General features: G+C 67.7%; 10 protein-coding genes. 5 read left to right on the top strand and 5 right to left on the bottom strand.

Going from position 1 to position 11,492, the window contains the following annotated elements:
- Positions 1-80: 80 nt before the first annotated feature.
- Both DIE17_RS11865 and DIE17_RS37370 read right to left on the bottom strand, forming a co-directional pair.
- Positions 81-1,727: an Nramp family divalent metal transporter gene (locus DIE17_RS11865; RefSeq protein ID WP_044847603.1), complete on the bottom strand. Its 1,647-nt coding sequence runs from the start codon at positions 1,725-1,727 to the stop codon at positions 81-83.
- Between the two features lie 112 nt (positions 1,728-1,839).
- Entirely contained in the window at positions 1,840-1,977 is a 138-nt protein-coding gene (locus tag DIE17_RS37370; RefSeq protein ID WP_185500299.1) for a hypothetical protein, read from the bottom strand.
- Positions 1,978-2,229: 252 nt separating this feature from the next.
- Between DIE17_RS37370 and DIE17_RS37375 the strand changes: the two genes are divergently transcribed.
- The 3 genes from DIE17_RS37375 (at position 2,230) to DIE17_RS11875 (ending at position 4,919) form a co-directional block, all read left to right on the top strand.
- Entirely contained in the window at positions 2,230-2,559 is a 330-nt protein-coding gene (locus DIE17_RS37375) for a hypothetical protein (protein WP_185733790.1), read from the top strand.
- A gap of 486 nt (positions 2,560-3,045) precedes the next feature.
- Positions 3,046-3,315 carry a hypothetical protein gene (locus tag DIE17_RS11870; protein WP_124893049.1) on the top strand — a complete coding sequence of 90 codons (270 nt, stop codon included), beginning with the start codon at positions 3,046-3,048 and terminating at the stop codon, positions 3,313-3,315.
- Positions 3,316-3,428: 113 nt separating this feature from the next.
- On the top strand, positions 3,429-4,919 hold the full coding sequence (locus tag DIE17_RS11875; protein WP_124920864.1) for a carbohydrate porin: 1,491 nt from the start codon (positions 3,429-3,431) through the stop codon (positions 4,917-4,919).
- Between the two features lie 91 nt (positions 4,920-5,010).
- Here the strand turns inward: DIE17_RS11875 and treA are convergent, their stop codons facing one another.
- Together treA and DIE17_RS37380 are read right to left on the bottom strand one after the other, a co-directional pair.
- The gene (gene treA / locus DIE17_RS11880) at positions 5,011-6,714 is read right to left on the bottom strand and encodes an alpha,alpha-trehalase TreA (protein ID WP_124522367.1); all 1,704 of its coding nucleotides are present in this window, start codon (positions 6,712-6,714) and stop codon (positions 5,011-5,013) included.
- 179 nt (positions 6,715-6,893) lie between these two features.
- Positions 6,894-7,094, bottom strand: a complete 201-nt coding sequence (locus DIE17_RS37380) for a hypothetical protein (protein ID WP_185500302.1) — start codon at positions 7,092-7,094, stop codon at positions 6,894-6,896.
- Here DIE17_RS37380 and DIE17_RS11885 point away from each other — a divergent pair.
- Together DIE17_RS11885 and DIE17_RS11890 are read left to right on the top strand one after the other, a co-directional pair.
- A complete protein-coding gene (locus DIE17_RS11885; RefSeq protein ID WP_124485360.1) occupies positions 7,045-8,433 on the top strand; it encodes an MFS transporter in 1,389 nt (462 codons plus the stop codon). The two genes, DIE17_RS37380 and DIE17_RS11885, sit on opposite strands and share 50 nt — an antisense overlap.
- Before the next feature lie 346 nt (positions 8,434-8,779).
- On the top strand, positions 8,780-9,991 hold the full coding sequence (locus tag DIE17_RS11890; RefSeq protein WP_124920865.1) for a winged helix-turn-helix domain-containing protein: 1,212 nt from the start codon (positions 8,780-8,782) through the stop codon (positions 9,989-9,991).
- 152 nt (positions 9,992-10,143) lie between these two features.
- Here DIE17_RS11890 and DIE17_RS11895 read toward each other — a convergent pair whose 3' ends face one another.
- Entirely contained in the window at positions 10,144-11,202 is a 1,059-nt protein-coding gene (locus DIE17_RS11895; RefSeq protein ID WP_185500300.1) for an alpha/beta fold hydrolase, read from the bottom strand.
- Between the last annotated feature and the right edge of the window lie 290 nt (positions 11,203-11,492).

Consider the following 11,492-nt stretch of genomic DNA (forward strand, 5'->3'; position numbering starts at 1 on the left):
GCGCGCTTTGCCCGCGTAAACGCACATGCCGGCCTCGCGGGCCGGCATGTGCGCACACCAGGAGATGACGCCGAACGGCGTTACTTCAGCAGCGTCATCTGCACGACCTTGACGATCACGAGACCGACCGCGATCACCAGATAGCCGCGCAGCACGGCCATCCAGACGCGCGTCGCGACCGTCATGTTCTGCGGTTCGAGCGTGTCGAGCGGCGGCATGCGCCAGGTGGCGCGCAGCGCGCGATCGATGCCCGGCTCGACGACGCGCTTGTTGCGGCGGATCAGCACCGTCGCGAGATAGCCGGTGATCGCGAGCACGGTGCCGCCGACCAGCACGTCGATGATCGCTTCGCCGCTGATGTCCGGATACATCACCGACGCGGTCAGGATGATCGACAGCAGCACGAGCACCCAGATCACCGCGCCCGTGAAGATGTTGAGCTTCGTCGAGTTGACCCACGGGCCGAGCACCTGGCGATCGTTGCACAGCACGAGCAGGAACACCGTCGCGCTCGGCAGCAGCACGCCCGCGAGCGTCTGCACCGCTTCGGTCAGCAGGCCGAGCGGGCTGCCCGGGATCAGCACGAGCGCGGCAGCGGCCGCGACGATCCCGAAGTAGACGAGATAGAAGCCCTTCGCATCGGACACGCCGCGATGCAGCGAATGACGGATCTTGAACACGTCGCCGATCGCGTACGCGGTCGACAGCGACACCGCCGCCGCGCCGATGATGCACGCGTCGAGCAGCGCGACCGCGAACAGCGTCGCGCTGGTGCGGCCCGCATACTTCTCGAGGCCCGCGATCACGCCGCCCGCGTCGCTGAAGTTGCCCGCCTCCGAATGGCCGCCGAACAGCGCCGCGCTGAAGCCGATCATCGCGACCGCGCCGATCAGCACGAACGCGATGCCGATCCACAGATCGACCTTCTCGTACTTCATGAAGCGCGGCGTGATGCGCTTGTCGATCACGTAGCTCTGCTGGAAGAACAGCTGCCACGGCGCGACCGTCGTGCCGACGATGCCGATCACGAGCAGCATCACGTCGGACAGCTTCGCGTGCGTGGGCCAGTTCGGCACGAAGAAGTCGCGCGACATCTGCGCCACCGGCGGGTGGATCGACACGAGCACCGGCACGAGCAGCAGGCTCAGCACGCACAGCACGATCGCGAACCGCTCGAAGCGCCTGAAGTCGCCGGTACTCACGGCCGCCATCGTCAGCGCGGCCGCCACGCACACGCCCGCGATCTTCGGGAGCCCGAAGAAAGCCAGCACGAACGTGATGCCGATGAACTCGGTGACGATCGTCAGCGCGTTGAGCAGGAACAGGTCGATCACGCTGAACGCGCCCCAGAACTTGCCGAAGCGCTCGAAGATCAGGCGCGCATGGCCGACGCCCGTGACCGCGCCGAGGCGCAGCACCATTTCCTGGTTCACGTACAGCACCGGCACGAGCAGCAGCAGCGTCCACAGCAGCGTCGTCCCGTAGTTCTGGCCGGCCTGCGTATAGGTGCCGAAGGCGCCCGCATCGTTGTCGCCGACCATCACGATGAGGCCGGGGCCGATGATCGCGAGCAGCGTGCGCAGGCGCGCCCACCACGTGCCGCGCGCGGCGGTGTCGTGATGCGCGATGGTGCCGAGCGCGCCGCGGATGTCGCCCAGGTGGGCTTCGTCGAGCACGGCACTGCGTTCGACGGCGATCGGTGGAGAGACGTTGGATGGCGTGGACATGATGAATTCCGTACGGCTGGTTTTTTTCGGTCAAGCGTGTGGTCTTGGAATACGCGCGCGTAACAGGCCCGGGGCCCGCGCGCGCATGCCGAGACGCGCTCGGTGTTTCAGTTCAGCGAAGCAGCGATTTCAACCGGTTGAACAACCGGGAAAACACCCGCGGACGGGCGTCGAGCATCGGCATCGCGTCGTAGTGCGGATGCGATCGCGTGACTTGCGGAAGATTCGACAGCAGAAGGCCGAAGTTCATGGTCTGGCTCCTGGCGGCAACGGCATGCATGCCGGCCGCGTGGTGGGTGCGGGGCCAGTCCGGGGCCTGAACGACGTGCCAGGCTAGTTGGCCGGAATGTCCCTGCGACCCGGGTTCAAAAGGGTCTGTTGGTGCAACGGGCATAAGGGACAACTGTCACTGTCGTTCATGGCGGCTCCTGTGCGGTGTTCCGGAGAACACGGTTGGCCGCCGCCCGGCGCGCGGGCCGCCGTTCGGGTGCATGCGAAACGCATGCGCGAACGCGGCCGCGCGCCGGGCGGCGGCGAAACCGGATGGCGCATGCGCAAACGCATCACGCTAACCGGCGCGAATCAGGGTGCACGAGGGGGTTACTGCGAAATACTGCTGCGCGCACCGTTTGCCTGGGGGACAAACGGCGGCTTCGATGAGGCGCGGACGTCGGTCGCTCAGGCGGAAACTTCGTTCGAAGATCGACTACTGCAGGCGTCCAAGGCGGCGGCCCCAAGAGTGAAGATGGCGGATTCTATGGACCGGCCGAAACGGAAGTCAACCCTTTGGAACAGGCTTGACGGAATATTTTTTCGGGTTCATGCGGACTGAAAGATTCGCGCCCCAAATGACGCGCCGCAACCTTTCAGCGCCTCGGCGCGCATGCGCCGCCGATGCGTGCGAGCAACAGTCGCCGCGCGCCGCCGGCGGGCGGTCGCAGCGGGCATCGACCGGCCCGGAGGGGGCGCCGCATGCGGTGCGAAATGCGCAACGTCGCCGCCTTTTTTGCTTGCACCGCAGCAAAACTCGCGACTACAATCCGCCCCAATTCATCAAGGGAGTCCCTTCGTGGACGCATGCTCCAGTTGCAGTTCGATGCCGGTCCAGGCCGGCCAAGCCATCGCGAGATAGCAGCCAGGCGCATGTCTTTCGCCGCTAGCTCGCAATCGTCGGGTTAGCGCGCTTCCTCCCGGGCCGGCATCGCCGGATCGTCCGTGTCGCACGCTCCGTTACGTCCAACCGCCGAGCGCCGGTCGCGTCATGCACCCGTGCTCGATCACGTCGTCCGGCATGCGCCGGACCGGACGGAGGCACGTCATGTCGTTTCAATCGCTCATGGTCAGACTCAGGCAACTCGCGCGTGTCGTGTCCGACCGCTCGTTCGCTTCGGCCCTTGCACCGCTCGCCCACACGTTCGGCAACTGGCGCGGCAGCGCGCTCGCGCACCTGCCGGCGGCACCGCGCCCGCTCGACTGCGTGCTGGCCGGCGCGATGGCGGCCGCCGTCGCGCTCGTCGCGCTGCTCTGTGCGACCGCATCGCGCCTCGGCTTCGCGCACGTATGGCGGATCGGCGGCTGGCTGCCGTAACGGGGTCACGCGCGCAACGCGCAGCACGCCCGCGCGCCGCCGCCCGCACCTGCGCCATCGCTTCACGTTTTCACTGCTTCAGCCAAACCAATCACTCGAATCATGGAGCCCGCATGAAAAATCGCTTCGCATCCGCGCCGCGCACAGCGCGCCTCGACGCGCTCGCCGCGCTGTTGCTGTCGCTCGCGGCCGCGCCTGCGTTCGCGCAATCGTCGTCACCGGCCATCGCGGCCGAACCGGCCGCCGGAGCCAGCGACACTGCCGCCGCCCCCGCACCGGCCGCCGATGCTGCCGCGCCCGCCCCCACCGGTTTCTGGGAACGGTCGAACCTGCTCGGCAACATGGGCGGCCTGCGCGACGTGCTCGGCGATCACGGCGTCACGCTGAACCTGCAGGAAACCAGCGAGTACCTGTACAACGCCGCGGGCGGCACGCAGCGCGGCGGTGCCTATCAGGGCCTCACGCAATTCGGCTTCAACGTCGATACGGAGAAGGCGATCGGCCTGCCGGGCGGCACGTTCAACGTGTCCGGGTTGCAGATCCACGGCACCAACCTCACGCAGCGTTATTTGCAGACGCTGCAGACCGCGACTGGCATCGAGGCGAATTCGACCACGCGGCTGTGGGAACTCTGGTACCAGCAGGCGTTCCTCGCCGGCAAGGCCGACGTGAAGATCGGCCAGCAAAGCGTCGACCAGGAATTCATGGTCAGCCAGTACGCGGCGACGTTCATGAACGCGACGTTCGGTTGGCCCGTGCTGCCGGCGACCGACCTGCCGGCCGGCGGCGCTGCCTATCCGCTGTCGTCGCTCGGCGTGCGGCTGCGCGTGAAGCCGGCCGACGCGTGGACCGCGATGGTCGGCGTGTTCGACGGCAATCCGGCCGGCCGCAGCGACGGCGACGCGCAGGTGCTGAACGCGCACGGCACCAACTTCAACCTGCGCAGCGGCGCGTTCGTGATCGGCGAACTCCAGTACGCGCTGAACGCGCCGCCCGCCGACCCGAAGGCACCGCAACTGGCCGGCCTGCCCGGCACGTACAAGCTCGGCTTCTGGTATCAGTCGCAGCACGCGAACGATCCGCGCGTCGGCACCGACGGGCTGTCGCTCGCGGATCCGGCCAGCAACGGGATCCCCGCCACGCATCACGGTAACTACGGTTTCTATGCGGTCGCGGATCAGATGGTATGGCGGCCGTCGGCGGACAGCCCGCGCTCGGTCGGCGTGTTCGCGCGCGTGATGGGTGCGCCGGGCGATCGCAACGTCGTCGATTTCGCGGCGAATGCGGGCGTGACGCTCAAGGCGCCGTTCAAGGGCCGCGACGACGATACGGCCGGCATCGCGGTCGGCTACGCGAAGATCGGCTCGCATGCGCGTGCGCTCGACGGCGACACCGGCAGGTTCACGACGCCCGGCTATCCGGTGCGGCGCGCGGAAACGGTGATCGAGGCGACCTACCAGTACCAGGTCGCGCCGTGGTGGCAGGTACAGGCCGACCTGCAGCACTTCTTCCGGCCGGGCGGCGGCATTCCGGACCCGAACGCGGCCGGCGCGCGCATCGGCGACGAAACGGTGGTCGGCGTGCGCACGACGATCACGTTCTGACATCCGCGCATGCGAAACGGGCCGGACTGCCGCGCGCGCGGCGATCCGGCCCGTGCTCGTTCAGGTGCGTGCATGCAATGCACGCGGCCTGTCACTCGCCATACAGCCCGAGCAGCTTCAGCGTGACGCCGTTGGTCCAGCCGAAGCCGTCCTGCAGCGGATATTCGCCACCCCCGCCGCCGCCCGCGCCAGCCCCTTCGACCACGTACTTCTCGACGAGCTTGCCTTCGGTTGCATACACATGCTTCACGTCGGTCAGAAAGCGCGTGCCGATGTCCTTCGCGAGCGCCGGCTCGCCGTAGCGGCGCAGCCCGTCGATCGCGATCCACTGCAGCGGCGCCCAGCCGTTCGGCGCGTCCCATTGCTGGCCCGTGTTCGCGGTCGTCGTCGCGAGGCCGCCCGGCTGCAGCAGCGTCTTGCGCACCTCGCGCGCGGTCGCCTTCGCACGCTCGGGCCACGCGACGCCCGCGAACAGCGGATACAGCGCGGCCGCCGTCACGCCGTCGCGCGGCTTGCGCAACTGCCAGTCGTAGTCGCCGTAATAGCCGCGACGGTTCCACAGATAGTGGTTGATCGCGGACGCGCGCCGCGCCGCCCGTCCGGAGAAATCCGCGACGCACGCGAAGTCGCGCGTGACCGCGCAGCCTTTCACGATCGTCGTCTCGAGATGGAACATCAGGCTGTTCAGGTCGACCGGCACGATCGCAGTCGTGCGGATCGTCGCGAGCGTCCGGCCGTCGCCGAACCAGCGCGAGCTGTAGTCCCAGCCGCTTTCGGCACCCGCGCGCAGGTCGCGGTACACCTCGTTCGCGGGGCGATCCGGCACGGCCTTCGCGGTCGTCACGTCCTCGAGATACGACTCGTCGCGCGGCGTGTCGCTCGCGTCCCAGTAGCGGTTCAGCACCGCACCGTCCGGCATCGCGACCACGTTGCGCGCGGCCTGCCCGCGCGGCGTCGTCGTTTCGCCCTGCATCCAGTACGCATGCTCCTTGCGCAGCGCCGGCAGGTATTTCTGGTAGACCTTGTCGCCTTCGGCCTGCGCGGCGAGCGTGACCATGTACGCGAAGAACGGCGGCTGCGAGCGGCTCGCGTAGTAGGTGCGGTTGCCGTTCGGGATGTGGCCGATCGTGTCGATCAGGTATGCGAAGTTGTCGAGCATGTCGTCGACGAGATCCTCGCGCCCCGACACCTGCAGCCCGAGCATCGTGAAATAGGTATCCCAGTAGTAGCCTTCGCGGAAGCGGCCGCCCGGCACCACATACGGCTTCGGCAGCGCGATCAGCGAACTGTACGGCGGCACCGTCGTGCTGGTGCGCGTGAGCTGCGGCCACAGCCAGTCGATGTGCTGGCGCAGCGTCTGGTTCGCGGGCGGCGTGACCCCGCCTTCCGGCGGCGGCGTGAAGTGCTGGTCGACGAACGCCTTCAGCGAGAAGCCCGGCTGCGACTTCTGTTGCTGATACAACTGTACGATCGTCGCCGGATCGGCGTTGGGCGTCGCGTCGACGAAGGTCTTCTGGTCGGGATAGAGTTGCGCCGTCTGCACCGCGACGAACAGGTCGCCGTAGAGCTGGCTCGGCGGCGGCAGCAGCGTGCCGGAAGCCGGCGCCGTGGCGGGCGCGGCGGACTGGCTGGCCGCCTGCATCGCGGCCTGGTTCGCACTGTCGGCCTGCGCGGCGCAGCCGGCGACCGCGAGGTAAGCGACGGCGAGCACGGCGGCCCAGCGCAGACGCGGCGCGGGCACGGACGGATGCGAGGCAGGATGCGATGCGGTCGATGCGGCGCGACGTGACGTCATGACGTGTCCCCTCCTTTCGATGATGAATGGTTCGGCAGGGGTCTCGTTCGCGCGTGCGCTCGTCTCGATGGCCGTCGATCGATGCGCGTCGTTGTCATCCGCAGATGAGTTCCGACTGTCGCACGAAACGCGCATCGCACGCAAGTTTCGCGGCCGCCTCCGGGGGCGCGCGTCATGTGTCACGTCATGGACCGCACCGGCAGCGCGGTCGTCTCTTCTTCCACGCGCGCTAACAGGAACGACTGTTGCAACATGCGGAACGAGCGTTGTCTCGCGTGACGCAACGACCACATTGTGGGCATAATGGCGTCTTTACCGCGCGCCCTGCCCATGTCGCCCGTCTTTCTAGCACCGCTCATCGTTGCCTGTGCGTTGTTCATGGAAAGCGTCGACGCGAACATCATCGTCACCGCCCTGCCCGCGATGGCGAGGGACTTCGGGCACAATCCCGTCACACTGAACATTGCGATCACGGCCTACGTGGTCGGCCTCGGCGTCTTCATCCCGATCTGCGGATGGCTTGCCGACCGCTTCAGCGCGCGCTCCGTGTTCCGCACCGCGATCGGCATCTTCGTCGCCGGCTCGCTGATGTGCGCGGCCTCCAATTCCCTCGGCGTGCTCACGTTCGCGCGCTTCGTGCAGGGCGTCGGCGGCGCGATGATGGTGCCGGTCGGCCGGATCATCATCTTCCGCGCGGTGCCGCGCTCCGATCTCGTGCGCGCGATGAACTACCTCGCGATTCCCGCGCTGTTCGGGCCGACGGTCGGGCCGCTCGTCGGCGGCTTCATCACGACCTACCTGCACTGGCGGATGATCTTCTTCATCAACGTGCCGATCGGCATCTACGGGATCTACCTCGCGAGCAAGCACATCGCGAACACGCACGAGGCCGATCCCGGCCCGCTCGACTGGTTCGGCTTCCTGCTGTCGGCGAGCGGCGCCGCGCTGCTGCTGATGGGGCTCACGCTGATCGACGGCGCGCTCACGTCGCGCGGCAACGCGCTCCTGATGTGCGCAGCCGGCGCGGCGATGCTCGCGCTCTACGTGCCGTACGCGCGCCGCAAGGCGCGCCCCGTGCTCGACCTCAGTTTCCTGAAGATCCCGACTTACCACGCGAGCGTGGTCGGCGGGTCGCTGTTCCGCATCGGCCTCGGCGCCGTGCCGTTCCTGCTGCCGCTCGCGCTGCAGGAAGGCCTCGGCATGAGCGCGTTCCACTCCGGGCTGATCACCTGCGCATCGGCACTCGGCGGCGCGGTGAGCCGCTCGACGGCCACCCATACGTTGCGCCGCTTCGGCTTTCGCACGGTGCTGATCTACAACGCCGCGTTCGCCGGGCTCGCGATCGCCGCCTACGGCGTGTTCCATCCGGGCATGGCGACCTGGGCGATCTGGATGATCGTGCTGGTCGGCGGGATCTTCCCCGCGCTGCAGTTCACGAGCCTGAATTCGATGATCTACGCGGATATTTCGCAGGCCGATGCAGGCCGCGCGACGAGCCTCGGCAGTGTCGTGCAGCAGATGTCGCTCGGGCTCGGCGTGACGGTCGCCGGCCTCGTGCTGCACCTGTCGCACTGGCTGCAGGGGCATCAGACGATGGTGTGGTCGGATTTCTGGCCCGCGTTCGTCGTGGTCGGGCTGTGTTCGTTCGCATCGATTCCGATCACGCGGCGGCTGCCGCCCGGCGCCGGCGACGAGGTCGCGCGCGGCAAGCGGCAATGAACGGGCTGGCTGGCGGGAAAAGGCTGGCGGCGGAAAAGCGAAACAACAAAAAAATCAGCGGACATCCACACGGGGCCGGTGCACAGCCGCATGGATGTCCGCTCAGGGCTCCGGGTCTCTCGTTGGGGGTTGAGAATCCCGGATCTGCTTCCTGCGTGCCATGGACATATGTGCGTCGGAAGCCGAATCGTTGCGCGCACATTTCGTCGCGCCATGACTGCACTATAGGGAAAGTCGCGCCGCGCATCTGTCAAGCATTGTCAGACGTGTCGCGCGAAAGCGTCGCACACGTGCGCCGCTTTCGCGCTAAAGTGGTGCCCGACCGCCACCTTCAGCCGCCGCTCCGATGCTCACGCTTTCGCTCGCCGCCGCCCGCGCGCTGCATCTCGCCGCGCAGGGCCTGCTGACCCCGCCCCGCCGCAAGGCCACCAAGGCCGACGTGCTCGACACGATCCGCCGGATGGCGCAGTTACAGATCGATACGATTCATGTCGTCGCGCGCAGTCCGTATCTCGTGCTGTTCAGCCGTCTCGGCGACTTCGCCCCGCAGTGGCTCGACGAGCATCTCGCCGAGGCGCGCCTGTTCGAATACTGGTCGCACGAAGCGTGCTTCCTGCCGGTCGAGCAATTCGGGCTGATGCGCTACAAGATGCTCGATCCGTCGGGGATGGGCTGGAAATACGCGGCCGACTGGCACGCGCAGAACCGCGCCGAGATCGAGCGGCTGCTCGCGCGCATACGCGACGAAGGCCCCGTGCGGTCCGCCGATTTCATCCGGGAAGACGGGGTGAAAGGCAACGGCTGGTGGGACCGCAAGCCCGAGAAAAAACACCTGGAAGTGCTGTTCACGACCGGCCACCTGATGGTGTCCGAGCGCCGCAATTTCCAGCGCATCTACGACGTGCGCGAACGCGTGCTGCCCGACTGGGACGATGCGCGCGACCTGCCGCCGCGCGACGCGGTGCTGCCCTCGCTGCTCGACTACACGTGTCGCGCACTCGGGATCGTGCGCGCGGACTGGGTGGCCGATTACTACCGGCTGCCGCGCCGTTCGTACCGCGCGGAACTCGAGCGGCTCGCGGACGCGGGCGAGCTGATCCCGGTGGAGGTCGCCGACTGGAAGGAGCCGGCCTACGTGCATCGCTCGCTCGACGCGCTGCTGCCGGCCGCCGCGGCCGACACGCTGCGCTCGACGGTCACGACGCTGCTGTCGCCGTTCGATCCGGTGGTATGGGACCGGCGGCGCGCCTCGACGCTGTTCGGGTTCGACTACACGATCGAGTGCTATACGCCCGCGCACAAGCGGCGCTACGGCTATTTCTGCCTGCCGGTGCTGCATCGCGGCCGGCTGATCGGGCGCGTCGACGCGAAAGCGCATCGCGCGCTCGGCACGTTCGAGTTGAAGACGGTGCATGTCGAGCCGGGCGTGCGGTTCGGTACGGGGCTCGCGGCCGACGTCGCGAAGGCCGTGAAACGGCTGGCGGCGTGGCATGGCACGCCGGAAGTCACGGTCGGGCACGCGCCGACAGCGCTCGCGGACGCACTGCTCGGCGGCTGATCTGCCGCGGCGGCGCGACCGCTCGCCCGCCGCATGCATGCGCGCCGGCACCGTTGCCGTATCGACGCACTGCCGCATCGACCCATCGACGCGCCGACGCATCGAGTCGCCGCCGCGCATGCCCACCGCGCGGTGGGCCTCCGCTGCAACCGCTACCGCTTCGCGGCAATCCAGCGGGCAATGCCCGGCCACACGTCCTTCAGCGTGCGCGATCCCATGAACAGCCCGATATGTCCGCCCGGCACGAGTTGGCGCGTCACCTGCGAGGCGGGCGTCCCCACCAGGTCCTGCGCGGCGAACACCTGCTCCTGCGTCGTGATGTCGTCGGCCGCGCCGGCAAGCAGATAAACGGGGCACGTGATCGCCTTCAGGTCGAGCATCCGCCCGAGCGCGACGAACGTGCCCTTCGCGAGCCGGTTCTCCTTGAAGATCTGCACGATCGCCTGCAGATACCAGCGCCCCGGCAGGTCGATCGGACTTTCGTACCAGTTCGCGAATGCTTCGCGCTTGCGCAGGTAGTCCGCATCGTCGAGGTGTTCGTACAGGTCGACGTGCTCGGCGAGATAGTGCTGGTCGGGATGCATGTTCTTCCAGCCGCGCAGCATGAAGCGCCCGCGCATCAGGCCGCCGCCCATCGTCACCAGTTCCTCGTAGAACGACGTCGGATAGGTGTGCGCCATCTGCTTGATCGGACCGTCGCCCGCATCCGTGTCGATCGGCGCGCCCGCGAGCACGAGGCTCGCGACCTTGTGCGGAAAGCGCGCCGCATACATCGCGGACATCCACCCGCCCTGGCACAGACCGACGAGATTCACGCGCCCGCCGAGTTCGTCGACGCAGACGTTCAGCTCGGCCAGGTACTGGTCGATCTCGAGGTCCCGCATGTCTTCGGTCGCCGAGCGCCAGTCGGTCAGGTACACGCGCGTCACGCCGTGCTCGCGCAGCGTCTGCATCAGGCTCTGCCCCGGCTGATAGTCGGCGATCATCGCCCGGTGTCCCGCATACGGCGCTTCGACGATCGTCGGCAGCCCGTGCGCCGGCGCGACCGAATAATCGCGGAACGTCATCGTGCGCAGTTCCAGCAGCGCGCGGTTCGGCGACGCCAGCGCCGGATGCGGTTCGCAATGCAGTTTCTCCTCTTCCGCGACGAAACGCAGGTTGCGCGCGGTGAGTGCCGAGCCGAGCCGGACCATCGCGGCGGCGGCGGCCATCGGCCAGAAGATCGGCAACGCCGGCGCGCTGGCGGACGTCGCGGAAGGCGGGACGGTATCGGTATCGCTCGAATTCACTGAATTCATCGAATTCCTGGCTACTGGGAACATGAAGGGAAAAAGCCGTACGCGCGCTGCGCGACGATCGTCCGCGCTGCACCCGCGGCGAATCGCACGTCACGCGCGCGGCCGTGACGTATGCGTGACGTTTGCGTCTTTCGATGCGTTCGCAACGATCTTCCGATGCGGACGGCAATCGGTCATCGAACGCCCGGTGCGACGATCGACGA

This window comes from Burkholderia sp. Bp9099 (assembly GCF_003857805.1).
Taxonomy (GTDB): Bacteria; Pseudomonadota; Gammaproteobacteria; order Burkholderiales; family Burkholderiaceae; genus Burkholderia.